The sequence below is a fragment of the Cytobacillus pseudoceanisediminis genome (genome assembly GCF_023516215.1).
Lineage (GTDB): Bacteria > Bacillota > Bacilli > Bacillales > Cytobacillaceae > Cytobacillus > Cytobacillus pseudoceanisediminis.
Genome location: NZ_CP097349.1, coordinates 4,081,972 through 4,108,519 on the forward strand (window position 1 = coordinate 4,081,972; position 26,548 = coordinate 4,108,519).

Consider the following 26,548-nt stretch of genomic DNA (forward strand, 5'->3'; position numbering starts at 1 on the left):
GCGATTCATCTCCTAGTCTTTTTGGGAAGCAAGAACATGAGTTTGCTTCCAAGCGGAAGCAGAGCAAGCTCTTCCTCTTTAAAAGTATTGCCTTTAAATATGATATACAAATACGTTAAGGCCCCCAGCGCTACGCCGCTTAATGCCTGGAATCCGGCAAACATTCTGCCCGGATCCGGTATTGGCAGCATGGCTGTGGCCTGAAGATACAGCTGCAAAACAACCGACATCATCAAAGCAGCAAATCCGGCCACCAATAAAAAGCGCAGAGAAATCAATGATATCTTCAAATATAAACGAAGCTTTGCAATAAGAAAAATTAAGACGGCAGCAAGCGCCAGGCACGATGCGGCCGCTGCACCTGCTGTGCCGTAAGAAGGAACCAATAGGATGTTCAGGCCAAGTTTCACGGCAAATCCCATCAAAATAGCCGCTGCCGGGAAAAAGATAAATCCCAGTCCCTGCAGGATGCCTGTGATTGTGATGATCAGGCTGCTCAGCAAGATCAGCAGACTAAGAATCGCCAGGACATCCGATCCTGACGAGTTTTCAAACAGCATAATATTTGCAGGCGTTATGATATTCCATAGGCCAGCCGTTGCTGCAGCACCAACAAGAATGCCGATTTGAAGGGCAAGTCTGATTTTATTATGAAGAAATGCAGGCTGATTTCTCATTTTTTCTTTGGAAATGAGCGGCACCAGCGACAGGGACATGGATGTTGCCACAACAATGCCCAGCTGGATAATCGGCTGTCCGCGGTCATACACACCTTTCAGCGCCTTCGCTTCCTCTCCTTCAATTCCGGATGTTAATAAAAGCGAGTATAAATTGAACGAATCTGCCAGCTGAATGAAAATAAGCACGAGACTGCTGATGCAGATGGCAAATCCCTGTATGATAATCGTTTTGGCCAGCTTGCCGCTTTGTCTAAAATCGATGGCAATGGCGGACGGCAGGTTTTTTCTTTCTTTTATATAAAAGAAGGTGATTAAAATCAGGATGGCAATAAGTCCGCCGGTTATGGCACCAAAAAGGGCCCCGCTTCCCACCATGTATAGAGAATTTCCTCCCTTAACAAGCAAATAAGCAGCGAGCAGGATGGTAATGACTCTGACAAGCTGTTCTCCTACCTGGGAGACTGCGGTTGGAACCATATCTCCTGTGCCTTGAAAATATCCCCGGAAAAGGGACAGAATCGGGAAAAGGAGAAACATGGCTGCCACCACTCTGAGTAAGATCGCCAGCTTCGGATCGCCCATCCTGACAGCCAGCCAGTCCGAACCCCAATACAGAATGGAGAACCCGATAAAACCTATTATGGACAGAACAAAGGCAGAAACGGCAAATAAGTTCTGAATATCCTTCTCTTTCTTTAGAGCGGCCTGCTCGGCATAAAGCTTTGAAATAATGACAGGAAATCCATATGTAGATAACACGATAATGATTCCATAGAACGGATAAACCTGCTGATATATATAAAACCCTACATCCCCAACGATATTTTGAAAAGGGACCCGGTAAACAGCACTCAAAATTTTTGTAATCAGGGCAGCGATCGTAAGGATAAACGCTCCTTTAAACAAATCGCCAGATGTCTGAACGGGCTTCAATTGCCCATCTCCTTCCAATTGAATTCGAAAGTATTATAGCACATTGGGGCTTTATGCGCGGATTTACCAGGATTGCACGCGTTGTTTTTCGGTTCTGCGCGGGTTTCGTATTTTTTCGGGCGGATATCCTTGGGTTGCGCGCGCTCACTATCCTTGTGCGCGGGAAATCTTTGTTTTCGCGCGTCAATTTTTCGGTTACGCGCGGGTTCGGGGTTCTTGTGCGCGAATTCCTCTGAATTGCGCGCGCGATCTGCTTTATGCGCGGAAGTACCTGTTTTATGCGCGCTCCTCGATTACGCGCCGGTCCAGGGCTTTTGTGTGTTGGCGCAACTCACTTACTTTCTGTGCTGAATACCCGGTTTACGTGCCCGCCATCCCCGAGCCCAAAGAAAAAGGCAGCATTCCGCTACCCCTTTCATTAAGTATCCATTTTTATGATTCCATTTGTCTGGCCAGGAAGCCTGCTGCTGTTTCAACTGCTTTTTGTTCCACGTCGCCCAGTGAATCTTCTTTTGCAAAAATGATAACTGCTCCAATTGGGTCGCCGTTTGCAATGATTGGGCCGATTGTATAAGCGGAGGAAGATTCTGTGTTCCCGTCTACAAGCGAGATGTCGCCTGACTGGTTAACCAGGACTGAACTGCGCTCTTCCATTGTTTTTTCAACAAGATCGCTTATGTTTTTGTTTAAGTAATCCTTTTTAGAACCTCCTGCAACAGCAATGTAAGTATCTCTGTCACAGATTAACACTGGATTTCCCAGGCTGTCATATAATGCTTCTGCATATTCTTTTGCAAAATCGCTCAGTTCACTGATTGGTGAATATTTCTTTAAGATGACTTCTCCATCACGATCTACGAAAATCTCCAGCGGGTCCCCCTCACGAATACGCAGTGTTCTGCGGATTTCTTTAGGAATGACTACACGACCCAAATCATCGATTCGACGAACTATACCTGTTGCTTTCATCCAACGTTGCCTCACTTTCATCTGATGATTTAATAGAAAAGCGGAAGTGCCTTGCTCACTCCTGACAAGCATAAGAAGAATCACACAGGAAATCCCGATTTCTAAAGTGATTTGACTTATGACTCAAGGGGCTAGGCGCTGGAGCTAGACAACTCTAACACCAGCTCAGCACTTACTCTTTCCTCTTTTGGCTATGATCCATAATTGGGAGAAAATGAATGCATCGCCATGTTTGAACTTAGTATCTTTCATATGGAAAGTTATATACGTGCACAAAAACTTTTTCTCATAGATGTTATTCATTCCAAAACCGGATAAACATTCCAAATGATCCTTCAACTTAAAATTACCCTCGTCAGAAAGAGATAAACATTTCTATTGTTTCATTTTATTGACAGTGATATTTCCATAAATTTACGCAGTTGGATGTTCCTGCTCTTTTTTCGCTTCCTGCATTCCTTTGATCACTTCGTATGCAATGTTAAGCCATTCATTTGTTTTTATGCCTTTAATATGGAGGACAGCTTTCAGTTTCTTTCCTTCCATGCCCAGGCCGATCATTCTGCCGTATTTGCTTGTGATCTGGAAAATCTTCTGGCCATCTATATGCTCGCTGGCCTTTTCCGATAATAGAATCAGTACTTCCTGTTTGGATTGTTTAACTGTCTCGACTCCGGCAAGTTCACCGTATGCCTTCATTTCGGCAATCTGGAATAAATATCCCACTTCATCCGGATACTCGCCAAAACGGTCAATCATCTCATCCTGGAGCTCTTCCACATCCTCAAGCGAAGAAATGCCGCGGAAGCGCTTATACATTTCTATTTTCTGATGGCCATCAGACAAGTAAAAATCAGGAATATAGGCATCAACATCCAAGTCGATCTCGATCTTAGCCGGTTTTGCCTCGACGCCATCCAGCTTATCTTTCCGTTCTTCAATCGCTTCTTTAAGCATTTGCGAATACAGATCAAAACCGACAGAGTCGATGAATCCATGCTGTTCTGCTCCAAGCAGATTGCCGGCGCCCCGGATTGATAAATCCCGCATGGCAATTTTGAAACCAGAACCGAGCTCTGTAAATTCCTTTATGGCCTGTAGCCGCTTTTCAGCTACCTCTGTTAATACTTTATCTTTTCGATACGTGAAGTATGCGTAGGCAACCCGGTTGGAACGGCCAACCCGTCCCCTAAGCTGATAAAGCTGGGACAGACCCATTTTGTCTGCATCATGGACAATCAGCGTGTTGACATTTGGAATATCTACGCCAGTTTCAATGATCGTTGTGCTGACGAGAACATCGGACTCGCCTTCCAGGAAGCTTAACATAACAGATTCTAACTCATTTTCCGTCATTTTCCCATGGGCATATGTTACCCTTGCATCTGGAACTAGCATGGATATTTCCTCGGCTTTTCGTTCTATATCCTCCACCCGGTTATATAGAAAATAGACCTGTCCATCCCTCGCCAGTTCCCTTTCAATTGCTTCACGAACCAATGCACCATTATACTCCATCACATAAGTCTGGACCGGGAACCGGTTCTCAGGCGGTGTTTCTATAACCGATAGATCCCTCACGCCCAGCATTGACATATGAAGGGTTCTCGGGATTGGCGTTGCAGTCAGGGTAAGGACATCTACATTTGTCTTAAGCTGCTTGATCTTTTCTTTGTGTGTTACTCCAAAGCGCTGTTCTTCATCAATAATGAGCAGGCCTAATTCTCTATACTGGATATCTTTTGATAAAATCCGGTGTGTGCCGACAACTACATCAATAGTCCCTGCCTTTAAGCCTTTAAGAGTTTCGGTCTGCTGCTTTTTCGATCTGAATCGGCTTAATAACCCAATTTCAATCGGGTAATCCTGGAATCGTTCTCTCATCGTTTCATAGTGCTGCTGAGCCAGTATGGTCGTCGGAACGAGGATGGCAACCTGTTTTCCATCCGCAATCGCCTTAAAAGCAGCACGGATCGCCACTTCTGTTTTCCCATAGCCCACATCTCCGCATAATAAGCGGTCCATCGGGCGCTCCCTCTCCATATCTTTCTTAATTTCATGGATGGAACGGATCTGGTCCTCTGTTTCCTGGTATGGGAAGGCCGCTTCAAATTCCCTTTGCATATCCCCATCCGGACTGAAGGCATAGCCTTTTGATGCCTCTCGTTCTGCATATAGCTTGATCAGATCATCCGCAATATCCTGAACAGATGATTGAACCTTTTTCTTAACCCGCTTCCAGTCGTTTCCGCCCAGCTTATAAATTTTTGGCTCTTTTGCTTCGGAGCCGACATATTTCTGGACAAGCTCAATCTGTTCTACTGGCACATACAGCTTGTCGCTGCCCTGGTAGCGGATATGGAGATAATCTTTGTGGACCCCGTTAATCTCAAGAGTCTCAATCCCTAAGTATTTTCCGATCCCGTGATTAACATGAACGACATAGTCTCCAACCTTCAGTTCGGAATAACTTTTAATTCTTTCTGCATTTGAAAGCTTTTGCCTGCGGGCTTTCTTTTTGTGCGCTTGTTAAAAAGCTCTTCTTCCGTAATAACAGCCAGCTTTTGGCTTGGAAGTTCGAATCCGGTCTGAAGACTGCCTTCTGTAATTTGAATTTTCCCTGTTAAAATCGGGTCATCCTCACTCACAAATGCCGCTTCAATCTCATAGTCTTCAAGCACTCTTTGCAGCTTTTTAATCCGCTCTTCGTCCGGACCCAGGAATACGACTGAATATCTGCCTTTTTTCCACCTGTCCAGCTCGCTTTTCAGCACATGCATTTGTCCATGGAAATTCTGCATCTGTTTGCAGGTGACATTAATGATGTTTTGCGGATTTGTATTCGGTACATGTCTCAGGAACAGCGACATATACGTAATCGGATGCTTTGAACGGTGCAGAAACTCTTTTAAGGTGTGTGAAATCTTCACATCATGAATGATCTGGCCCTCGCCTAAAAGACTTGTATACCACTCGGCCTCTTCCTTATCAAGAGAGTCATTCATTTCCTGCACACGGCTGATTTCGTCAATGAAAATTAAGCCATTGGCAGGGAGATAGTCTACTAAACTACTTCCTTCCTCAAAGGCAAACGATAGGTATTTGAAAAGGTGTTCAGGCTTGTTCCCCATTCGAAGCTGTTCTAATTCATAGCCAACATTCTGGGCCAGCTGTGTTTTCGCTTTATCATCTTTCAGTTTTTTCAGGCTTGATCCCAAACCTTTTTCCAGTTTTTCAATTAATGTCTGGAAGTGTTCTGAATCCAGAGGTATTTCGGTTGCTGGTCCAATCGAAATCTCGTTTAATTTTTCTTTTGACCTTTGGTCCTCCAAAGAAAAAGTCCGGATTGAATCAACTTCTGTATCAAATAGCTCAATCCTAACTGGATCAGCCTCAGTCAGTGGATAGATATCAATGATTCCGCCCCTGACGCTGAATTCTCCCGGCGAAGAAACCATTTCCGAACGAACATAGCCCATATGGACAAAGTTTTTTAATTGTTCGTCTGTCAGTTCATCACCAATTTTTAAAGACAGCTGGTATTTCTGCCAGTGGCCTGGAGGCGGGAGAATCTTTCTTAACCCGGCCATCGGGACGATCATGATTCCTGTTTTATATTTGCTCCAATAATTTAAAGCCTCAATCCGCTGGGCCTTTAATTCCGGGCTGGCAATCCCCATTTCCGCTGCAATCAACTCATTTGCAGGATACAAAAACACTTCCGATTCCCCAGCCAGATTGACAATATCATCATATAGCTTCTGTGCCTGCAGAAGGTTGTGTGTTACTACTAGCATCGGCCTTCCCGATTGCTCATATATGGAAGACAAAAACAAGGTGCGTGCTGATCCAGATAATCCGGCAAGCATTTGCTCCCTAAGTCCTTCCTCTATGCCAGACATGATGGAACTTACATCATCCTGCCGGCTAATAATCTCTTTAAGACCTAACATGAAAGCCCCTCCTATAAGAAAAGCGTAAGCGCCTTGCCCACCCCCGACAAGCTCCTCGAGGGGGCAGGTGCTGAAGCTAGACAGTTCTCGAAGTTAAAAGTTATACTTTCTATCTTTTTAGAAAAGCGCAAGCGCACCTATCATCTATCATCCCCGGCAAGCATAAGACGAGCCTCACGGAAAGGAGTTCTTTGCCTTTTGGGAGGATTTACTTATACCTCGAGGTGGCAGGCGCTGCAGCTAGACAGTTCTCAACATTTAAAGAGTATCTTTTCCCAGGCAGTTCAACCGCCAAAAAGCAGGTGCCAATTCAGGCCCATCGAGCCAGATAACTGACAGTCTGCAAAATCCATTTTAACTTTCATTAATCTTACTAATAAAATATGGATGCAACAAGAATCTATAGAACGGTTTCTATTAAATAAAATGATTGCCTCAAATAGAAATAGAAAAATGCTTTGGATTGTCTCCAAAGCTTTTTAATGAATAATAAAGTCCTGCTGATGATAATCCGGATTGCGTTCCAGTGATTCCTGGCAATCCTCACAGATCGCTTTTACATGCATATCTCCTGATTGTTCATAGGAGATCATCTCCTGGCGTTCCTGATCGTTTAGCTTATGGAAGCCAAGCTGCTCTGAATAAACTGAGCTTTTCTCTATTGAACCAATCTTTGTTCCGCAATGACGGCAATGATAATGAATAGCCATGCCTGTCCCTCCCGTTAAACTGTCCATGATTCTAGTATGGACCTCAGGAAGGGAACTTATTCATGCAAAAGACGATGCCGGCAATGAAAAGATACATTATTCTATGATAAGATTGATAAAATATGAAGATTATTGATTAAAATCGTTCATTACCTGTAAAAATGGTTTTTTGAACCATTCCTCACAGGCATCTGCGCACTTTTTAGCCGTTTCGTCCATAATAGCCTGTTCTTCTTTCGTGAAACGTCCCAGCACATAGTCAGGCACCTTCATGCCGCTCGGCGGACGGTCGATGCCAACTCGGATTCTGTTAAATTCCTGTGTTCCCAGATGTGCGATTGTAGATTTGATCCCATTATGGCCTCCTGCGCTCCCTTTTTGACGGAGACGTATCCTGCCTACAGGAAGATCCAGATCATCATAAATGACCACAAGTTCATCATCATTTATCTCGAAATAATCCATAACAGCCCGGATGGATTCTCCTGATAAATTCATATATGTAAGAGGTTTTAGCAGAAATACTTTCTCTCCATTCACGTAACCTGTGCCAAATACGCCTTTCAGCTTGGCCTGATTCAAAGGAATATTCAGCCGGTCCGATAAGACATCAATCACATCAAAGCCAATATTGTGCCTTGTTTTATCATATTGCTTGCCGGGATTCCCCAACCCTACAATTAATTTCATTTTCTCACCCCATATTCGAAAAGCGCAGAAGCCCAGCATTTATCCAGGCGTGCGCTCTGAGCTTTTTCATTTCTCTTTTTCATTATAGTAGAAAGTGTGTTGTTCGATAAGAAGAATTCTGTCGAAGTTGTGCCAGGGACTCGATTGCCCCTGCTGCTTCTGATCTTATCCGAATGCGCGTCTCATTCGGATTCATTTTAATGCCATGCAAACAGGGGCTGGCCATTATTGCCAAGCCCCTGCAAGAATAGTTTCCCTGAGCTTATTCTCCACCTGCTTTATCTTCATTTGCTGTTGTTTCTCTGCCTTCTTCATTTTCAGGAGTACCAGCTTCCTGTTCTTCACCGCTGTTGATTTCTTCTTCCTGTCTCGGAGGAAGGATGGAAGCGATAACCTCTTCATCTTCATTATTGATTTCATAGCCGCGATTTGCCTTGATATCAGCGACTGTTAAGGTCTCATTCACCTGCAGATTTGTTACATCCACTTCAACAGAAGGTGGAATATTATTCGGTGTCGCTGTAACAGAGACTTCATGCATGGATTGCTGCATTACGCCTCCATCTTTTACTCCTGCTGCATCTCCAGTCAAGACGACGCGTACATCGGCTGTCATTTCCTTATTCATATCCACCGCTAGAAAATCGGCATGGACAATTTCATTTTTAATCGGATTGGACTGGTAGTCACCAAGCACCACTTCATGTTTGCTGCCATCTACATCTAATGAAAATACGCCGTTTCTGCCTACTTCCTTGATCGTCTTTAGAAAATCGGCTTCGCTTAAGTAGATGGATTGGCTTTGAAGTTTTGAACCATACACAACTGCCGGAATATTACCTTCTTTTCGCAGTGAAGTTAAGTTGGAGTTGCGTGAACCTTTTCTTTCCTTTGCTTGCAATACAGCTGTCATAAATACGTCCCCTTCCTCATTTTGAAAAATTCTCGTCTATATAAAAAAATGCCCTAAAATGAGGAAGTCTAAACGTTTTTGTTTTTTTCATATGCTATTTTTAAAAAGAACGCAGACCAGGCTTGCTTTACAGCAAGCCTGGAAAAGTTATTTAATTACCTATTAATCAAACAGAGTGCTGACAGATTGCTCTTCATGAACTCGGATGATTGCTTCACCTATTAGCGGTGCTACGGAAAGTTCGACAATCTTGTCTGTTTTCTTCTCTTCTGGAAGAGTAATTGAGTTTGTTACAACCAATTCTTTGATTGTTGAGTTTTCAATTCTTTCGATGGCAGGTCCAGATAGAACCGGGTGTGTACAGCATGCATAGACTTCTGATGCACCGTTCTCGATCAGGGCATTTGCTGCTAATGTAATGGTTCCGGCAGTATCAATAATATCGTCGATTAAGATGGCAGTTTTGCCATCGATGTTACCAACAATGTTCATGACTTCAGCCACATTTGGCTTTGGACGGCGCTTGTCAATGATGGCAATCGGCGCTTTTAAGCGATCAGCCATTTTACGTGCACGTGTTACGCCTCCGTGGTCTGGGGATACGATTACGATGTCGCCATCCATCATTTTGTTCTTAAAGTAATCAGAAAGGATTGGCACACCCATTAAATGATCGATCGGAATATCGAAGAAACCTTGAATTTGCGGCGCATGCAAGTCAAGTGTAATCACACGGGTTGCACCAGCAGTTTCCAAAAGGTTTGCTGCAAGCTTAGCTGTAATCGGCTCACGCGCTCTTGCTTTGCGGTCCTGGCGGGCATAGCCATAGTAAGGCATTACAATGTTGATGGTCTTGGCAGATGCACGCTTAAGAGCATCGATCATAATTAAAAGCTCCATTAAATGCTCATTAACAGGAGAGCTTGTAGATTGGATTACATATACATCGCATCCGCGGATGCTTTCTTCAATGTTAATTTGGATTTCGCCGTCGCTGAAGCGAGTTACGGAACATTTACCAAGCTCCACACCAATTACATTGGCGATTTCTGCAGCTAGCTTGCGGTTTGAATTTAAACTGAACACCTTTAAGTTTGGATCTAAATACTGGTTTGACATTTTGGGCCTCCATCGATTTATTTCTTACATATAGAAAGTTCGGTTTATTTCTTAATATTTAATTTTTGCGTGTAGTTTTCCTTGTTCACCTGGCGTGCACGGGCAATGGAAAGAGCTTCTCCCGGCACATCTTCTGTAATCGTCGATCCTGCTGCCACATATGCCCCCTCCCCAATCGTTACCGGTGCGACGAGATTGGAGTTGCATCCAATGAAAACACCATCTTCGATTTTGGTCAGGTATTTATTTTTGCCATCATAATTGACAGTGATTGAGCCGCAGCCCAGGTTAACATCTCTTCCAACTTCTGCATCGCCAATATAGCTCAGGTGAGAGGCTTTGCTTCCTTTTCCAAAAACAGACTTCTTCACTTCAACAAAGTTGCCGATTTTCACTTCATCATGAATATCTGATTGCGGGCGAATGTGAGCAAACGGCCCAATATTCACTTGTGAACCAATATGGCTGTCATGTGCAGCAGACTGGCGGATCACTGTGCCTTCCCCAATATGGCAATCAGAAATCTCTGTATGAGGACCGATCACACAATCAGAACCGATGACTGTATTGCCGGAAATGACCGTTCCAGGATAAAGAACTGTATCAGAGCCAATTTTCACATCCGCACCAATATACGTGTTTGACGGATCGATAATGGTAACGCCGTTACGCATGTGTTCTTCATTAATCCGTTGTTTCATGAAGGATTCGGCCTGTGATAAGGCTACCCGGTCATTGACACCCAGGGTTTCGCCAAAATCAGCCGTCTGGTAAGCCGTAACGACTTCGCCTTCATTTTTCAGGATCTCAATCACATCCGGCAGGTAGTATTCACCCTGCACATTATCATTTGTAACTTTGTTTAATGCTTCAAACAAGGCCTTATTATCAAAGCAATAGGTCCCAGTATTGATTTCTTTTATCTTTCGTTCTTCCTCGGAAGCATCTTTCTGTTCAACGATTTTTTCAACCATCCCCATATCATTTCGGATCACGCGTCCATATCCGAATGGATTTTCCGCATGGGCTGTTAAAATAGTCGCTTTGGCAGATAGCTCTTCATGATGCTTGAAAAGCGCTTCCATTGTTTCATGTTTGATGAGCGGTGTATCTCCGCAGACTACGAGCGTCACGCCCTCTTTGCCTTCAAGCATATCGCGAGCCTGCATAACGGCATGAGCGGTGCCAAGCTGCTCCTCCTGAAGAGCATATTTGCTGCTAGAGCCAAGCTGCTGCTCCACCATTTCCGCTCCATGTCCAGTAATGGTGACAATTTCTTTTATGTTAAGCTTTGTAACTTGATCAACAACATGTTGAACCATCGGTTTGCCGCAAACAGGGTGAAGGACTTTGTAAAGCTTTGACTTCATTCTTGTCCCCTGGCCTGCGGCTAAAATGACCGCGTATCGATTAGACATTGACAGGCCTCCAATTTAACCTTTTTATCCATAACGAATATATCTTAAATGGGCTCTTATTTCAAGAAATGATGACAAAGTACATATATTTGTCATTACCATTAACGGTATTTTCTGAAGAAATGGTTTAATATTTTCACAGACAGGGTAATGAAGAAGATAGAAAAAAGCCCTAAGCACCGCCTGTAACAGGGGGTCTCAGAGCTTTAATTCTTCACAGCTAAATAAAAAAGAGCCTTACTTATGTAGCAGGCCCTTGTTGATATATTTTCTTAGGAAGCACCGGCTTCTTCAAATTCCACTTCTAATTCACCTAAACGGTGGTACTCGGCTAATACAGCCTCCTGGATTTTACCGCGCGTTCCTGAATTGATCGGGTGCGCGATATCTCTAAACTCCCCATCCGGAGTACGTTTGCTCGGCATAGCTACAAATAAGCCATTATTCCCATCAATTACACGAATATCATGAACAACAAATTCATGATCCAGCGTAATAGATGCGATTGCCCTCATTCGTCCATCCGTGTTAACGCGGCGTAATCTTACGTCTGTCACTTCCATTCTGTTCACCACCTTTTCGAGAAGATATAATCCTAATTGTATAAATTCAACATATTTACTGAATCTCCTTCTTAGATAAAAAATATTTTTTGAATATTTTGTTCAAAGTAAAGCATTGTCTGTTAAAGCACTTTTCTGTAATAAAAAACGCCCGTTCACTTGAACGAGCGAAATAAATGCGGTTATTTATTTGACGAGGGCCACTACTTCAATTTCAACCAATGCATCCTTTGGCAAGCGTGCCACTTCAACACAGGAGCGCGCAGGCTTGTGTGTGCTGAAATACTCCCCATATACTTCATTGATGGCTGCAAACTCGTTCATGTCCTTGATAAACACCGTTGCCTTTACCACGGTATTTAATGACGCACCCGCTTCTTCAAGCACTGCCTGAAGGTTTTTAAAAACCTGATGCGTCTGTTCCTTTACATCCCCATCTACCATAACACCTTCTGCCGTAAGCGGAATTTGCCCTGAGCTATAGAATAGGTTATTTACAGTAATTCCCTGAGAATATGGCCCAATTGCTGCCGGAGCCTGATTCGTTTGAATGACTTTCATGAATTCTCCCCCTAAAAAATATGATTATTTTTTAAAATAGTTGCCTTCACTTACATTGATTTTCTTTTCCCTCACATCAACATCGGATAGACGCACTAGAGAAAGGTACTCATCAACAAGCCGTTCTTCTGCTTTTTCCGCCTCGACCAGGACAGCAATCCCAGCGAGGTTTGCCTTGAATTCTTCCAGCATGCTGACCATGCCATTAACCGTTCCGCCAGCTTTCATAAAATCGTCAATGATTAAGACGTTGGATCCTTCTGCCAGGCTTCTTTTTGAAAGAACCATGGTCTGAATCCTTTTCGCAGAACCTGATACATAGTTAATGCTTACCGTGGATCCTTCTGTCACCTTGCTGTCCCGTCTGACGATGACTACCGGCACATTGAGATAGTTAGCGGCAGCATAAGCAAGCGGAATCCCTTTTGTAGCTACCGTCATGACCACATCAACGGGCTTATCCGCGAAGGCTGATGCAAAAGCCTTCCTGCTCGCTGTACAATTAAAGGATCTCCAAGAATGTCAGTCATATAAAGATAGCCGCCGGGAAGAAGCCTTTCCGGACTGGCAATTAAGCTGCAGAGCTCATCTACAAATGGCCGGGCTTCATCATCTGTTACTTTAACATGAAACTTTACGCCGCCTGCTGCTCCGGAAACAGTTTGCAGAGTGCCTATTCCTCTTTGTTCAAATGTTTCTTTAATGATTGTGAGATCTTCACTTATCGAAGACTTGGCAGAACCATACCTTTCTGAAAAGAAAGTTAAGGATACCAGCTGACGCGGATGGTTCAATAAATAATTGGTCATATCTATCAACCGTTCGCTTCTGCGAAATTTCATTGTGGAACCCCCATTTAAATCCGAATATTTTAACGATAATATACCATTAATATACGGATTTAATCAAGCTTATGTCTTTCTCCGAGCATTCTGACCGCAAAAACCTGATCGCAAAACCCTCTAAGGCCATTATAAATCCGATGCATTCTCGAATCATGATGCACAAGTCCAAAAACGGTCGGTCCGCTGCCGCTCATCAAAACGGCATCCGCACCAAATCGTTTCATCTGGTCTTTTATCTGCAGCACCTCGGGATGCATATTTAATGTTACATCCTCCAGAACATTTCCCATGTTCCGGCAGACATCATCATAGCTGCCCGCATTTATCGCTTCGATCATTCCTGCAGTATTCGGATGCTGTACCTGCTCTACGTCCAGTCTTCTATAAACATCAGCAGTCGATACGCCGATGAACGGCTTAGCCAGTATGACCCAGCATGTAGGAGGAGCAGGAAGCTGCTGAATCTTTTCCCCTCTTCCAGTAGCTAAAGCAGTTCCTCCGTATACACAAAAAGAAACATCAGAACCAATTTCCGTCCCGATTTCAGCAAGCTCATCCAATGAAAGCCCCAAATCCCACAGCTTGTTAAGGCCTCTTAGAGCTGCCGCTGCATCACTGCTGCCCCCAGCAAGTCCTGCAGCAACCGGAATTGCTTTTTCTATTGTAATGGACACACCTTTTTTCACTTGAAACCGTTCCTTAAGAAGGTGTGCAGCCTGATAAGCCAAATTCCGCTGATCATCCGGAACAAAACGGTTATGAGAGACAATTTTTATCTCATCTTTATCTAAAAGTGTTAATTCCAGGCGATCTGCCAAATCAATCGTTGTCATTATCATTTCCACTTCATGATAGCCATCTTCCCGTTTATGTAAAACATCTAATGACAAATTGATCTTAGCAGGCGCCTTAACCATGACCTTCAACATTTCCACCTACTTCTTTCCTATAAATCGGACTCCTGTCCAGCTCCACAAGCGAAGCACTTTGGCCTGCAGGGAAAGCCATACCACATTCAGTATTGACTTTATTTTAAACGGCAATAAGCGGCAGTATTGTGCTTTTCTTCTAGAGCGTCTCCATTTTTTGTCCTATTTTACCACAAATTAAACATAAAAGCTCAGGTGGCTTGGAATATAAGGGTTAACCCTATTCGATAAAGGAAAAGCCGAAGCATAGGCTTCGGCTGACGCAGTGCATATTAATGCTTAAACATAATCTGTGCGAATGCTATTTGTTAAGAAGGTTCTGCTGTGCGATTTCGATAGCCCGCTTAACCATATTGCCGGCATCTTTGGCACGGATGCCGCCCCAGCCTTCCTTTTGGACTACATCATAAAAGCCAAGCTCTTTCGCAATTTCTTCTTTTAAACCATCTGACATAACGCCCCGTCTTCTGCCCAACATTAACATCCCCTTTCACACTGCGGTATGTATAGTATGTGAAAAAGACCTTTTATTCATTAAGAAAAGCGCAAGTGCCTCAGGAACAAGCCAATAACCGCTTGTTCCTGAGGAGAGGATCCAAAGAAGCCCTTTGAAGCCCTTCCATGGCGCTCACCCCCGGCGACACCTCAAGGGGGCAGGCTGCTGACAGCTTTAAAAATAGGCAAACAAAAAGCAGTAAACAATTTGTTCACCGCCCGCTGTCATATATATTAGCTTAAAGCAACCTGTCCTGATGTGTCTTCATAGAATGTAATTTGAACCGTTTCTGTTAAAACATCTGCATAGCTGTAAGATACCCGTTCAAATGCATTTTCATCCTGATCTAACTCAATCACAAATACTGAAGGATACGTTTCTGCCAGAACCCCTGAGCGTTCAATGGTCTTTCTGCGCCCGCCATTTGCTTTTAGCAGGAGCCTTTTCCCAAGATTTGAATCAAGAGCTTTTTTAATATCTGATAATGTTTTTGCCATTCGGTCCACCTCACTATGTTAAGTATATCACACTGACACATTACTGTCAAACAAAAATATAAATTATAACAGTGTTTAAAAATAAATGTCAATATGTTTTGTTCTACTTTTTCTTCTAATTTTCAACAATTTTAGGATTACCTTAAATGGCAAAGATTATGTATAGTTTTGGAAAGCCTTATGAGACTGCATTTCATTACCTGGGAAATAGTCAAATTTCACATGCGCGAAATTCCTCGAAAAATGCTTAACAAATTCTAATTTTTTGCGGGAAAACATAAAAAAACAAGCCGCTATAATACACAAACGGCCTGCTGATTAGGATTCGTTTAGATCATCGTCATTGTAAGGCATTCCTGTTCTCAGGACTCCCCGGGTTTCAATTCCTCCAAGTCCCTTTTCACCTGTTAATGTATTTCTTAAGATATCCCATAAATTGATTCTTTCCATAAATGGAGTAAGGCTGACTTTCGCAACAATGTATACGGGGTCAAGGGCATGGATATTCACCCTGGAAGGAGAACTGGCAAAGTTTGCGCCAGCATGGATCAGCGATTCGAAATGGGACTGGCATGCTCCGGCAAAAATGACAAGCTGATCAAGGTGGGGTATTTTTTTCCGCGCTTCCCTCACCGCCTGTACAAATTCCCTGGAGTGCCTATAAGCATTGATATCGGATTTCTTTCCCTTTGACTTTGAATAGGCATCATGACCTGTTACAACCAGGATATCAGGCCTGTAATGGTCGATGAGCTGTCCGATTTTCATCGGCATTTCCTTTTCACTGCAATGAATTCCAGTTACGGGTATTCCTATTTTTTCATAGACACTTAAGCATTTCTTTAAATAAGATGGATCACCATCCAGATGAAGCACCCTGCCTGGTATCTGAAAATAATTAAGTGTCTTGCTGTAGCCGTCAGTCACCTCATACTCCTGCTTCTCTCTTAAAAGAGCCAGGTCCTGCCGGATCAGCTGGAAAGACTGTTCCTCAAGCGACCTATACTCCTGCTCAAGCTTCATCCGCTGCGCCTGGTTAATGACGATTAAATCCTCACAGGGAGCATCCGCAACGAGACGGATATCTTCTCCGAATAATATGGCCATTTTTTGGCCGCCCTGTTCTTTAATATCAATCACGCGGAATAAAATATCACAGTGATACGAAATTCTTCCGACGATATCCATCGTATTTATAGTCAATGTCGTCACTCCAATTGCCCGAGGATAAACGCGGGCTTCTTCTGGTCTCTTGTTTGTGATTTATTATTTATGTCATAAATTATGCATTCGTCTATAAACATGTGCGTAGAATTAGAAAAGCGAAAAAGCCTTGCCCGCCCCCGACTCCTCGAGGGGGCAGGTGCTCGTCCTAAAAGCTATGCTTTTATTCGTATGATGATGAAGCTGACGAGGCATTCCTTGTAGTGCTATCCAGTTATTGGCGTTCAAAATTTGAGGCAAAAAAAGCCCGCTGTTTTCAGCAGGGCTTCATTTTTATGAAAAATGCGGCAGCAGGGCATCACTCAAGCGGGCAAATTCTTCAATGGATAGAGTTTCCCCTCTTCTGCCCGGCTCGACATTGGCTTGTTCGAGAGCGGAGAGAATATGTTCCTTCTTTTGTTTTCCTCCAGGAAGCTGGCTTGTTAAATTATTCAGCAGAGTCTTGCGCCTTTGTGCAAAGCTTGCTTTTGTCACCTTAAAAAAGAAGGATTCACTTTTAACCGCCACTGCAGGCTCTTTGCGCTTTGTCAGTTTGATGACGGCTGAATCCACATTCGGCTGCGGAACAAAGACCGTCTTCGGCACGATCATGGCCGTTTCAGCCTCTGTATAGTACTGAACAGCAATGGAGAGTGAGCCGTACTCTTTCGTTCCCGGACGGGCTGAAATTCTGTCTGCTACCTCTTTCTGAAGCATACAGACGATTCCTCTGATCGGAAGCTTGTCCTCGAGCAATTTCATGATAATCGGCGTTGTAACATAATACGGAAGGTTGGCGACAACCATAATATCGTTAATGCCTTCAAACTCCTGTTCAATTGCTGTCTTAACATCTGCCTTCAATACATCTTCATTGATGATGGATACATGGGGATATGGCGATAGAGTTTCCTCTAAAATTGGAAGCAGCCGCTGGTCAATTTCAAAAGCAAGTACCTTTTTGCTTCTCCGGGCCAGCTGTTCAGTCAATGCCCCAATTCCAGGGCCTATTTCAATGGCGCCCGATTCTTCCGATAAATCCGCATGATCGACAATTCTCCGGAGAATATTCGTATCGATCAAAAAGTTCTGTCCCAGGCTTTTCTTAAAAGAAAATCCGTACTTATCCAAAATCGCCCGTGTTCTGGCTGGTGTTGCAATATCTTTATGCATTTTGTTCCTCCTCGCGAATAGCTTCGATTGCCTCAGCAAAGTCTCTCTGGCTGATTTGAAACATCATTAAGCGCTTATGAAGCTGCTTGCCGTTTGTGTAGCCGATTTTGAGAAGTCTGCCAAGCTTTTCTCTTCTTTCCTTGGCGCCCTCTCCGCCAATCAGGCCTGCGGTTACCAGATCTTCTTGGGTAATGGTTTCTTCATAGGTTTCCTGCATAACCTGTGCGTCCTGTAATGCCTGACGGATCATTTCAGGCGATGCATGCTCAACGCCTACTCCTCTGCCGTGCTTATGAAGAGCATCCGCTTTTTCTATAAAGGCATGCTTGCATCCGGGTACATCATTGGTGATCGTATTCCGGATTTTTTGACCGGGAAAGTCCGGATCTGTGAATACGATTACCCCTCTGGTCTTCTGGGCAAGCTTTATTTTTTCAATGGTTTCCTGATTAATGGCAGATCCATTGGTTTCAATTGTATCGGCATCCAGGGCTCTTTTGATCGCCGCTGTATCATCCTTGCCTTCTACAACAATAATTTCTTTGATTTTCATACTTCCTCCAGGAAAAATTAAATATAAAAAAATTGAAAAAAACTTGAAACATTTCTGTAATGTAATTCGTCTAAATAGATGTAAGAAGAATATAGTAATAAAGAATAGTTCTTATTATATATGATGCAGCTGAGAAATGAAAAATGTTAATTATTAACCTTCTCTGCATTGAAATAAAAAATGCAGGGGAAGCCCCTGCATCACAAAAATTAGTTCAGTATTTTAATCTTTACGGTTTTTCTTCCCCACTTGTAAGCTTCTGATTTAGAGGAGAAGAATACATCGATTTTGTTTCCACGGATGGCGCCGCCTGTATCTGCTGCAACAGCATAGCCATAACCTTCAACATAGACCTTTGTTCCAAGGGGAATGACACTTGGATCAACCGCTATGACCTTTGCACCCGGATTGGCACGCAGATCCAAGCCAGTAGCAGTTTTGCCTGAGCATCCGCTGCAATTGGCCGTATAGGCTGTTGACGATACATATATTTCTTTTCCGCTTGCCTTGCTGCTTGTTCCGCGGGAAACGACCTGTGTTGCTGCAGCCACCTTTGTTCCGACAGCAACGACTTTATCCTGCTTTTCTTTCACTTGCTTTTCACTGATCAGCTTTCTGGAAACTTCCTTGCCATTCTCCAAGACGACTTCAAATTCTTTCGCCTTAAGGCCTTCTTTTCCAGCATTCATCACCTTTTCAGTGCCTTTAGCCAAGCTATTATCTTTCTTTGTCACAACTGCGAAATTAATTGGTTCTTCCACTACATCGGTGACTTTTTCAACTCGAATGACTTTTATGATGTCATTGGCTTTGACTGTCTCTTCCAACTTTGGTTCAACACGGTCTAAATCATTGATCTTGATTCCCTGCTGTGATAAAAAGTCAGCGACCGTAGTCGAAGTTGACCAAACCTGCTTCTCTTTGCCGCCATGATTAAGCGTTAAAGCGAATGCTTTCTCTACTTGAATTTCAAGGTTGCTTTTAATTTTATCCTCTGGCTTTGGCTGAACCTTATCATGTTCAGTCAGAGTAATATTCTGTTCTTTTAAAACGTCCCCGACCGTCTTTGCAGCCGTCCAAATCGTTTTCTTCTCGTTATCTGTTACAACGTTCACCTGTTTAGCCGGTTCATAGACAATTTCTGTATTGTCCTTAACCTCTGTGTTTACCGAGGGAAACACATAATCTTCTGAGCGAAGTGAAATATCTAGATCATCGAATATATCTTGAATCGTTGATGCATGCGTTTTGATGACTTTCTCTTGGCCATCTATCGTCAGTGCTACTGTTTTCTTTGTCGTTTCATATGCAATGAAACCGCAGGCAGCAGCAAAGACTACTAAACTAGCAGAAAAAATGGCCAATTTCTTTTTACTCAAAGACTTGGATAACAGGTTTTTCATGTTTTGAATCACGATGAAAAACGCCTCCTTTTCTCTCGGAGTGATTATATAGAGTATCTTGCCGACTGTCAACTCTTTCAATTTTCCAGCTTCCGAAAGGCTGGTGAATGCAGGCATCGGGCTATGATTGCCTGAATTCATAGAACTGCACTCTATCTCTATGTATGAAAGACAGCTCCTCTCTATGCATGCCTTCTTGCAAATGCCCCGTTTTCGATGATGCTTGCCTTGGATTTATACTTTTCCACACTCATCGGAAAAATCCTTCTTTTTTTGATTTAGGGATTTTTACGTCTCTTTTGGTAATCCCTCGTTTTCTGCCGATCAGGCGCTCAGCAACCGGGAGCGATTCCGGAAGTTTCCTCAAACCTTCAGACTGCCGGTTCTCTATCTGTCACGCTCCTCAACTGGCAGCAAACGCCCTCCGCTCGATCGGCAGGGGTGCTAGAACAGCACTTTTTCTAGTAAATGGCAAGCCCTCTCGTAAACGTATTTCCTATTATGCAAAAAAACCAGGAGAAAGGAAAGAGAGACTTATCGACATGGTTATCCTATGAGAAGACAGAGACATGTAGAACTTTTTAGAATCAGAAAAAATTTGGACAAGCTCCCACAGGTTTCGACAAAAAGAGATATCAGTTTATGCCGAATAATTTTTTTGCATTTTCTGTGGTTGCTTGTGCAACTTCCTCTACCGATAGTCCTTTTATTTCAGCTATCTGCTCTGCAACTAGTTTGACATAGCTAGGTTCATTCCGTTTTCCTCTAAATGGATGAGGGGTAAGGTAAGGGCAGTCTGTTTCAATCAATAGCTTTTCAAGCGGAATCACATCGGCTACTTCTTTTGGCTTTTTTGCATTCTTGAATGTCACCGGGCCTCCAAGTGAAATAAAAAAGTTCATATCTACACACTCCTTGGCAATTTCAGGGCTGCCGCTAAAGCAATGCATGATGCCGCCTACTTCTCCCGCTCCTTCTTCCTTAAGGATTTCGACTATATCTGCTGTGGCATCACGGTTATGGATAACGATGGGGAGCTTAACTTTTTTGCCAGACGGATCTGCTTGCGGAAGACTTCCTGCTGAATATCCTTTGGTGACTTGTCCCAATAATAATCCAGGCCCATTTCTCCCAGGGCAACGACTTTTGGATGGCTGGAAAGCTCTTCGATCCACCGAAGATCATCCTCTGTCATATCGATGGCATCAACCGGATGCCATCCTACACTTGCGTAGATGAAATCGTATTTCTCAGTCAGCTCCATCGCCTTCTCAATCGTTGGACGGTCAAACCCAACGACCACGATGTTGGAAATTCCTTCATCAAGGGCCCTGTCAATCACCTCTTGTAAATCTTCGTTATATTGTTCGGCATTAAGGTGTGCATGTGTGTCGAAAAACATCAAAAAACTCCTTTTTCTTCATATTATTTTTCTATTACTATTATGTCAGGAATGTAACAAAAATAATGTGTTAGCAGAATGGTTCGAATTTAATAAACTCACTAGAAATTACTTTCTAAGTATAATTTTTCCCAAAAATAAAAAACATAGAAATGCCCACGGTATACGCTTAACACTTCTATGTTTTTATGTTTAACAGAAGAAATCAATAATATTATTTTACCCTTGCACCCAATGGAAGAGATTCAGCGATTGTGGCAAGTGAAAGTTCTCCGTCTTTTCCTCCTGCTAAAATCATTCCTTCTGAAAGCTCACCGCGAAGTTTAACAGGCTTCAAATTTGTGACGCAGATGACTTTTCTGCCGACTAGGTCTTCCGGCTTATAGAATTTGGCAATCCCGGAAACGACTTGGCGCTTTTCATAGCCAAGATCAAGCTGTAATTTTAAGAGCTTATCAGCTTTTTTCACCGGTTCAGCCTGAATGACCTGAGCCACTCTTAAATCGACTTTCATAAAGTCATCGATTGTGATTTCCTCACTATCCGGCTTTTCCTCTGCTTTTGCTTCCGGCTTTGCTTCCTCTTTAGGAGCAGATCCCTGCATTTTGGTTTTAATGAACTCGACTTCTTCATTAATATCCAGGCGAGGGAAAATCGGTTCTCCCTTTAATACCTTTGTGCCTTCAGGGATAAGACCAAATTTTTCAAGGCTTTCCCAAGATGTTAATGCTTCTTCGTTTACATTCAGCTGTGAGAATACTTCTTTTGGCGTACGTGTCAGGAATGGCTGCAGAAGCACCGCGATTCTGCGCAGGGATTCCGCCAGATGGGCCATCACACTCGCAAGATCTTCCCTTTTCTCTTCCTCTTTGGCAAGAGCCCAGGGCTGCGTTTCATCTATATATTTATTCGTTCTGCTGACAAGCTGCCAGACTGCCGAAAGAGCAACAGAGAACTCCATTTTTTCCATTGCTTCCTCATACTTGGAAACCGTCTCACGGTTCATTTGCAGCAGCTGCTGGTCAAACTCTCCGTTTGAATCTTTATATGACGGAATGACACCGTCAAAATATTTATTAACCATCGCAATCGTCCGATTCAAAAGGTTTCCTAAATCATTGGCAAGATCAAAGTTGATTCTTTCCACAAAACCTTCTGGGGTAAACACTCCGTCTGCGCCGAATGGCACTTCGCGAAGCAGGTAATAGCGAAGTGCATCCAGACCATACCGGTCGATAAGGGTAACAGGATCCACTACATTTCCTTTTGATTTGGACATTTTGCCGTCCTTCATCAATAGCCAGCCATGAGCAAACACCTTTTTCGGAAGAGGCAGATCCAATGCCATCAGCATGATTGGCCAGTAAATCGTATGGAAGCGCACAATTTCCTTCCCTACCAGGTGCACATCAGCAGGCCAATAGTTCAGATACTTGGAATCATCATCGGTTCCATAGCCAAGCGCTGTGATGTAATTTGATAGTGCGTCGATCCATACATAAACAACATGCTTAGGATTGTTCGGCACTTTCACTCCCCAGTCAAAAGTGGTCCTGGATACCGCCAAATCCTCGAGGCCAGGTTTAATGAAGTTATTGATCATCTCATTCTTGCGGGATTCAGGCTGTATAAAAGATGGATTTTCTTCATAATACTGCAGAAGCCTGTCAGCGTACTTGCTTACCTTAAAGAAATAGGATTCTTCTTTTACTTTATGAACTGGACGTCCGCAGTCAGGGCAGTTTCCATCCACAAGCTGCCGTTCTGTGTAATAAGACTCACATGGCGTACAATACCATCCCTCATATTCACCAAGATAAATATCGCCCTGTTCCACAAGCTGAGCGAAAATTTTTTCTACAATCTGCTTATGTCTGTCTTGAGTAGTACGGATAAAGTCATCATAGGAAATATCAAGCTTCTTCCATAGTTCCTGGATACCGGCGACAATTTCATCTACGTACTGCTGCGGTGTTATTCCTTTTTCTTCTGCCTTCTCCTGAATCTTCTGTCCATGTTCATCCGTTCCCGTCAGGTACATAACGTCAAAGCCGCGCATGCGCTTGTAACGCGCCATCGCATCACCGGCAACAGTTGTATAGGCATGTCCTATATGTAAATTTCCGCTAGGATAATAAATTGGAGTGGTTAAATAAAACGTCTTTAATTTGTCCTCCACAAGATTCCCTCCCTCATTTTAAAAGCGCAAGCGCCTTGCCCACCCCCGACAAGCACAAGACGATCCTCACGGAAAGGCGTTCTTTGCCTTTCTGGGAGGATTGGCTTGTACCTAGAGGGGTAGGCGCCGGAGCTAGATAGTTATCGAAGTCTAACGTTATACTTTCTTAAATTTTAAAAAATCCCGCCCAATTTGGACGAGAGTATTAATCAGAAAATCGTGCCGTTATTGGGCCTTCTATATCGATATTTTACAAGAAGTTATATTCGTCAGCATAACCTCTTATACCATCAAAATATACCTAAAAACTTGAAATTGTGCAACCAATAGGCAGAAGGGATGGCAGGATTCTTCTTAAAATAAATTTTTTTATTTTCTATCCCTAAAAAAGGAAATTAACTTTCGAATATTATTATAGCAAAAGTATAATAATTGTAGAATTTTGTCGAAATGTCGAAATGAGTCATATTACTGCTTTTTGAGTAGTTCTTTCCCCTTTCTATATTAAACCTTCTTTATTTCTATAAAAACGTTGTTATATCAACGCTTCAATTGGCATCCCAAAATTTTCTATTTTAATTGAAAATAAAGTAATTGACGTATATGGGAATGGCTGGTATTATAAATGTAATAAAGATTTTGTCGAATAATGACGAAACAACATAGATAGAGAAAAATATTATTGGAGATTTGAGAGGAGACTTTTATTATGAAATCCACAGGTATTGTTCGTAAAGTTGATGAGCTTGGCCGTGTAGTTATCCCTATCGAATTAAGACGTACACTTGGAATTGCCGAAAAGGACGCTTTGGAAATCTACGTAGATGACGAAAGAATCATCCTTAAAAAGTACAAGCCAAACATGACTTGCCAAGTTACTGGGGAAGTATCTGATGAAAATATCTCTTTAGCTAACGGCAAATTAATTCTAAGCCGTGACGGTGCTGAACAGCTGTTAAAAGAAATTCAAAACACTTTTGAATTAGCAAAATAAGAATGAAGAAAAGCTTCTCACGCGTGTGAGAAGCTTTTTTTATTCCTCAATATGATAAGCATGGTAAACATCCCGCTTATTTAATCCCCGGTCTTTTGCCGTTTGCTTAATGGCTTCTTTGCTCGAGAGTCCAGTTTCTTCTATATAATGTCTAACATGATCTTCAACCGGGAGATTCTCCCACCAGGCTGTTTCTTCATCCTGAACAGCCTCGGAAGTTCCTTCAATAATAATCACAAATTCTCCTCTTACCTCGCCGTTCGAAGCCCATTCCATTGCTTCCCCTACAGTTCCCCGGATAAATTCTTCATATCTCTTCGTCAGTTCGCGGCATAACGCGATATTCCTGTTGCCCATAATATCCGACATCAGCGAGAGAGTTTCCTTCAGGCGGTGGGGAGCTTCATATAAGATGATGGTTGCCGAAAGCTTTGAGAGATTCTCCAGCTCCTGCTTCTTAAGTTTCTTCTGCCTGTTCAGGAATCCGTAGAAATAAAAAGGCTGAGTATCAATGCCGGAAGCAATCAGTCCGGTAAGGGCAGCATTCGCACCAGGCAGGGGGACCACTGTCAGCTTTTCTTCAGCCGCCGCCACTACAAGATCGAAGCCCGGATCTGAAATCGCAGGCATTCCTGCATCACTGACAAGGGCAATCTTTGCGCCATTAGCCACTTTCTCAAGCAGCTTCTGTCCGCTTGCCTCCTTATTATGTTCATGATAGCTGATAATGGGTGTGGCGATTTCAAAATGATTGCAGAGCTTCTTCGTATTGCGTGTGTCCTCCGCTGCAATATAGTCAGCTTCCTTCAGGATTCTTACTGCTCGGAAGCTCATATCTTCCAGATTGCCGATCGGAGTCGGGACTAAGTATAAAATTCCCTTTGTTTCTTCATGTTCAAAGCTTTTTTGCTGCCACATATGTACCACCCGTCTCTTTCATTAAAAACTCATCCTTCTTTTTCCTGGACCATTGCTTAAATTCATATTCTGCTCTCATCGCTTCGCCTTTTTCCAAAAAAGGGCGGGAGAAGACCAGCTCCACCGGCCCCCTGCCCCTTGTATACTTGGCCCCTTTTCCTTCATTATGGGCCTTCACCCGTTTTTCAAGATCATTAGTGTATCCTGCATATAAGCTGCCATCACGGCAATGGAGAACATAAAAATAATGGCTATTCTCCATATAAAATCTCTCTCATTTCAGGTGTATATTCATTTTCTTCATTATATACAAATAAAGGAGGCAGGATTTTCAGATCCGGATTACCGTTTTTTACTGCCTCAATTAGCAGGGTGTTCGCTTCTTTTCCGGCCTTCGGGTAGACGAATTGCACCCTTTTTGGCTCGAGCTTATACTTGCGCATGAGCGTGACAATGTCCAGGAACCTTCCCGGCCTGTGTACAAATGCTACCTTGCCGCCCTGTTTCGCAAGACCGCTTGATGCTTTAATCGCATCCTCCAGTGTACAGAGGATTTCATGGCGGGCTATCGCCAAATGTTCATTCTCATTGATTTCTTCCCGGGAAGGAGTAGGGAAATAGGGCGGGTTGCAGGTCACAACATCAAATTTCCCATATCCTAAAACCTGATGTATTTCTTTAATATCCCCGCGAATCATCTCAATCCGGCCTTGAAGCTTATTGTATTCAATGCTTCTGACTGCCATATCATGCAAACGCTCCTGAATCTCGACGCCTGTAATGGCCCCCTTTGTTCGTGTGCTTAAAAAAAGCGGAATCACACCATTTCCGCTGCACAAATCAATGAGATTGCCTTTTTGAATCGGTACATATACAAACCTGGCCAGCAGGACAGCATCCAGTGAAAAAGAAAAAACGGCCGGGCTTTGAATAATTCTCAAATCTTCAGCCAGCAAATAGTCCAGCCGCTCCCCTTCTTTTAAAAAATCCATTCTTGATCCTCCATGCTACTCTGATTCTTTGCCTCTATGGAAAAATAGCCTTCCTATCATCAGGAAGGCTAAAATTTACTTCTTATTCAGGAAAGACAAGCAAAACAGACAGTCTCCCTCTTTTCGAGGGCTGCCGAAATGGAGATTGCAAATGTGAAAGCCTTCCTGATAAAGGCGGGCAAGGTTATCATAGCCTTCTCCAATATCAATCACCTTATCATCATCAGCAGCATCGGCAGACTGCTCTGATTTGCCTTTTTTCGCCGATGTACTTTCCTTTTTCGCTGATATGTCTAAATGACGTCTTAAATGTTCATTTTCCAGCTTTAAAGAGTTATTCTCTTCAAGTATTTCTGCCAAATGCTGCTTTAACTCACCAAGCTGCTGATATAACTCTCCAATTTGGGTTTCCATATTACTCACTGAGTCAAAGATTTCTTTTTTATCCACGACTT

General features: G+C 43.1%; 22 protein-coding genes and 3 pseudogenes. 1 reads left to right on the top strand and 24 read right to left on the bottom strand.

Annotated elements, in window-relative coordinates:
- Positions 1–5: 5 nt before the first annotated feature.
- The 20 genes and pseudogenes from M5V91_RS22100 to metG form a co-directional block, all read right to left on the bottom strand.
- Positions 6–1,613: a putative polysaccharide biosynthesis protein gene (locus M5V91_RS22100; protein WP_284521499.1), complete on the bottom strand. Its 1,608-nt coding sequence runs from the start codon at positions 1,611–1,613 to the stop codon at positions 6–8.
- 432 nt (positions 1,614–2,045) lie between these two features.
- Entirely contained in the window at positions 2,046–2,582 is a 537-nt protein-coding gene (spoVT, locus tag M5V91_RS22105) for a stage V sporulation protein T (protein ID WP_009336655.1), read from the bottom strand.
- Positions 2,583–2,996: 414 nt separating this feature from the next.
- Positions 2,997–6,535: pseudogene (mfd, locus tag M5V91_RS22110) on the bottom strand (transcription-repair coupling factor).
- 479 nt (positions 6,536–7,014) lie between these two features.
- Positions 7,015–7,245: an anti-sigma-F factor Fin gene (gene fin, locus M5V91_RS22115; protein WP_009336657.1), complete on the bottom strand. Its 231-nt coding sequence runs from the start codon at positions 7,243–7,245 to the stop codon at positions 7,015–7,017.
- A gap of 129 nt (positions 7,246–7,374) precedes the next feature.
- Entirely contained in the window at positions 7,375–7,935 is a 561-nt protein-coding gene (gene pth / locus M5V91_RS22120) for an aminoacyl-tRNA hydrolase (protein WP_019382047.1), read from the bottom strand.
- A 262-nt stretch (positions 7,936–8,197) separates the two neighbouring features.
- Positions 8,198–8,848 (bottom strand): 50S ribosomal protein L25/general stress protein Ctc, encoded by a 651-nt coding sequence (locus M5V91_RS22125; protein WP_019382046.1) that lies wholly within the window; start codon positions 8,846–8,848, stop codon positions 8,198–8,200.
- 162 nt (positions 8,849–9,010) lie between these two features.
- Positions 9,011–9,967, bottom strand: a complete 957-nt coding sequence (locus tag M5V91_RS22130) for a ribose-phosphate diphosphokinase (protein WP_009336660.1) — start codon at positions 9,965–9,967, stop codon at positions 9,011–9,013.
- A 44-nt stretch (positions 9,968–10,011) separates the two neighbouring features.
- On the bottom strand, positions 10,012–11,385 hold the full coding sequence (gene glmU, locus M5V91_RS22135) for a bifunctional UDP-N-acetylglucosamine diphosphorylase/glucosamine-1-phosphate N-acetyltransferase GlmU (RefSeq protein ID WP_019382045.1): 1,374 nt from the start codon (positions 11,383–11,385) through the stop codon (positions 10,012–10,014).
- Positions 11,386–11,657: 272 nt separating this feature from the next.
- Entirely contained in the window at positions 11,658–11,948 is a 291-nt protein-coding gene (gene spoVG, locus M5V91_RS22140; protein WP_009336662.1) for a septation regulator SpoVG, read from the bottom strand.
- 186 nt (positions 11,949–12,134) lie between these two features.
- Positions 12,135–12,509, bottom strand: a complete 375-nt coding sequence (gene ridA, locus M5V91_RS22145) for a 2-iminobutanoate/2-iminopropanoate deaminase (RefSeq protein ID WP_009336663.1) — start codon at positions 12,507–12,509, stop codon at positions 12,135–12,137.
- Between the two features lie 24 nt (positions 12,510–12,533).
- Positions 12,534–13,351: pseudogene (gene purR / locus M5V91_RS22150) on the bottom strand (pur operon repressor).
- A gap of 59 nt (positions 13,352–13,410) precedes the next feature.
- Positions 13,411–14,280, bottom strand: coding sequence for a 4-(cytidine 5'-diphospho)-2-C-methyl-D-erythritol kinase (gene ispE, locus M5V91_RS22155; RefSeq protein WP_019382044.1), 870 nt, complete (start codon positions 14,278–14,280; stop codon positions 13,411–13,413).
- 304 nt (positions 14,281–14,584) lie between these two features.
- On the bottom strand, positions 14,585–14,758 hold the full coding sequence (locus tag M5V91_RS22160; protein ID WP_026041722.1) for a small, acid-soluble spore protein, alpha/beta type: 174 nt from the start codon (positions 14,756–14,758) through the stop codon (positions 14,585–14,587).
- A gap of 254 nt (positions 14,759–15,012) precedes the next feature.
- A complete protein-coding gene (veg, locus tag M5V91_RS22165) occupies positions 15,013–15,276 on the bottom strand; it encodes a biofilm formation stimulator Veg (protein ID WP_009336667.1) in 264 nt (87 codons plus the stop codon).
- A 318-nt stretch (positions 15,277–15,594) separates the two neighbouring features.
- Positions 15,595–16,479, bottom strand: a complete 885-nt coding sequence (gene yabG, locus M5V91_RS22170; RefSeq protein ID WP_019382042.1) for a sporulation peptidase YabG — start codon at positions 16,477–16,479, stop codon at positions 15,595–15,597.
- 294 nt (positions 16,480–16,773) lie between these two features.
- Positions 16,774–17,652, bottom strand: a complete 879-nt coding sequence (gene rsmA / locus M5V91_RS22175; protein ID WP_009336669.1) for a 16S rRNA (adenine(1518)-N(6)/adenine(1519)-N(6))-dimethyltransferase RsmA — start codon at positions 17,650–17,652, stop codon at positions 16,774–16,776.
- Complete coding sequence (rnmV, locus tag M5V91_RS22180; protein ID WP_019382040.1) at positions 17,645–18,205, bottom strand: ribonuclease M5; 561 nt, start codon at positions 18,203–18,205, stop codon at positions 17,645–17,647. Before rnmV ends, rsmA begins: the two co-directional genes overlap by 8 nt.
- 209 nt (positions 18,206–18,414) lie before the next feature.
- On the bottom strand, positions 18,415–19,608 hold the full coding sequence (locus M5V91_RS22185) for a G5 and 3D domain-containing protein (RefSeq protein WP_026041721.1): 1,194 nt from the start codon (positions 19,606–19,608) through the stop codon (positions 18,415–18,417).
- Positions 19,609–20,243: 635 nt separating this feature from the next.
- A pseudogene (locus tag M5V91_RS22190) lies at positions 20,244–21,010 on the bottom strand (TatD family hydrolase).
- A gap of 214 nt (positions 21,011–21,224) precedes the next feature.
- Complete coding sequence (gene metG, locus M5V91_RS22195; protein WP_019382037.1) at positions 21,225–23,189, bottom strand: methionine--tRNA ligase; 1,965 nt, start codon at positions 23,187–23,189, stop codon at positions 21,225–21,227.
- A gap of 709 nt (positions 23,190–23,898) precedes the next feature.
- Here metG and abrB point away from each other — a divergent pair.
- Entirely contained in the window at positions 23,899–24,183 is a 285-nt protein-coding gene (gene abrB, locus M5V91_RS22200) for a transition state genes transcriptional regulator AbrB (RefSeq protein ID WP_009336674.1), read from the top strand.
- Between the two features lie 39 nt (positions 24,184–24,222).
- On the opposite strand, the gene rsmI is transcribed toward abrB, so the two are convergent.
- The 4 genes from rsmI to yabA form a co-directional block, all read right to left on the bottom strand.
- Positions 24,223–25,101 (bottom strand): 16S rRNA (cytidine(1402)-2'-O)-methyltransferase, encoded by an 879-nt coding sequence (gene rsmI, locus M5V91_RS22205; protein WP_009336675.1) that lies wholly within the window; start codon positions 25,099–25,101, stop codon positions 24,223–24,225.
- The gene (locus M5V91_RS22210) at positions 25,079–25,363 is read right to left on the bottom strand and encodes a GIY-YIG nuclease family protein (RefSeq protein ID WP_009336676.1); all 285 of its coding nucleotides are present in this window, start codon (positions 25,361–25,363) and stop codon (positions 25,079–25,081) included. Before M5V91_RS22210 ends, rsmI begins: the two co-directional genes overlap by 23 nt.
- Positions 25,353–26,093 (bottom strand): tRNA1(Val) (adenine(37)-N6)-methyltransferase, encoded by a 741-nt coding sequence (locus tag M5V91_RS22215; protein WP_009336677.1) that lies wholly within the window; start codon positions 26,091–26,093, stop codon positions 25,353–25,355. The genes M5V91_RS22210 and M5V91_RS22215 overlap by 11 nt, the downstream gene beginning before the upstream one ends.
- Positions 26,094–26,168: 75 nt before the next feature.
- Positions 26,169–26,543, bottom strand: a complete 375-nt coding sequence (gene yabA / locus M5V91_RS22220) for a DNA replication initiation control protein YabA (RefSeq protein ID WP_009336678.1) — start codon at positions 26,541–26,543, stop codon at positions 26,169–26,171.
- Between the last annotated feature and the right edge of the window lie 5 nt (positions 26,544–26,548).

Coding starts and splice junctions, on each gene's coding strand:
- rnmV (WP_019382040.1), bottom strand. CDS start 18,205: ATGAAAATCAAAGAAATTATTGTTGTAGAAGGCAAGGATGATACAGCG.
- spoVG (WP_009336662.1), bottom strand. CDS start 11,948: ATGGAAGTGACAGACGTAAGATTACGCCGCGTTAACACGGATGGACGA.
- M5V91_RS22215 (WP_009336677.1), bottom strand. CDS start 26,093: ATGGATTTTTTAAAAGAAGGGGAGCGGCTGGACTATTTGCTGGCTGAA.
- M5V91_RS22125 (WP_019382046.1), bottom strand. CDS start 8,848: ATGACAGCTGTATTGCAAGCAAAGGAAAGAAAAGGTTCACGCAACTCC.
- ridA (WP_009336663.1), bottom strand. CDS start 12,509: ATGAAAGTCATTCAAACGAATCAGGCTCCGGCAGCAATTGGGCCATAT.
- M5V91_RS22130 (WP_009336660.1), bottom strand. CDS start 9,967: ATGTCAAACCAGTATTTAGATCCAAACTTAAAGGTGTTCAGTTTAAAT.
- pth (WP_019382047.1), bottom strand. CDS start 7,935: ATGAAATTAATTGTAGGGTTGGGGAATCCCGGCAAGCAATATGATAAA.
- veg (WP_009336667.1), bottom strand. CDS start 15,276: ATGGCAAAAACATTATCAGATATTAAAAAAGCTCTTGATTCAAATCTT.
- spoVT (WP_009336655.1), bottom strand. CDS start 2,582: ATGAAAGCAACAGGTATAGTTCGTCGAATCGATGATTTGGGTCGTGTA.
- fin (WP_009336657.1), bottom strand. CDS start 7,245: ATGGCTATTCATTATCATTGCCGTCATTGCGGAACAAAGATTGGTTCA.
- M5V91_RS22185 (WP_026041721.1), bottom strand. CDS start 19,608: ATGAAAAACCTGTTATCCAAGTCTTTGAGTAAAAAGAAATTGGCCATT.
- glmU (WP_019382045.1), bottom strand. CDS start 11,385: ATGTCTAATCGATACGCGGTCATTTTAGCCGCAGGCCAGGGGACAAGA.
- rsmI (WP_009336675.1), bottom strand. CDS start 25,101: ATGTGGCAGCAAAAAAGCTTTGAACATGAAGAAACAAAGGGAATTTTA.
- abrB (WP_009336674.1), top strand. CDS start 23,899: ATGAAATCCACAGGTATTGTTCGTAAAGTTGATGAGCTTGGCCGTGTA.
- rsmA (WP_009336669.1), bottom strand. CDS start 17,652: ATGCATAAAGATATTGCAACACCAGCCAGAACACGGGCGATTTTGGAT.
- M5V91_RS22210 (WP_009336676.1), bottom strand. CDS start 25,363: ATGGAGAATAGCCATTATTTTTATGTTCTCCATTGCCGTGATGGCAGC.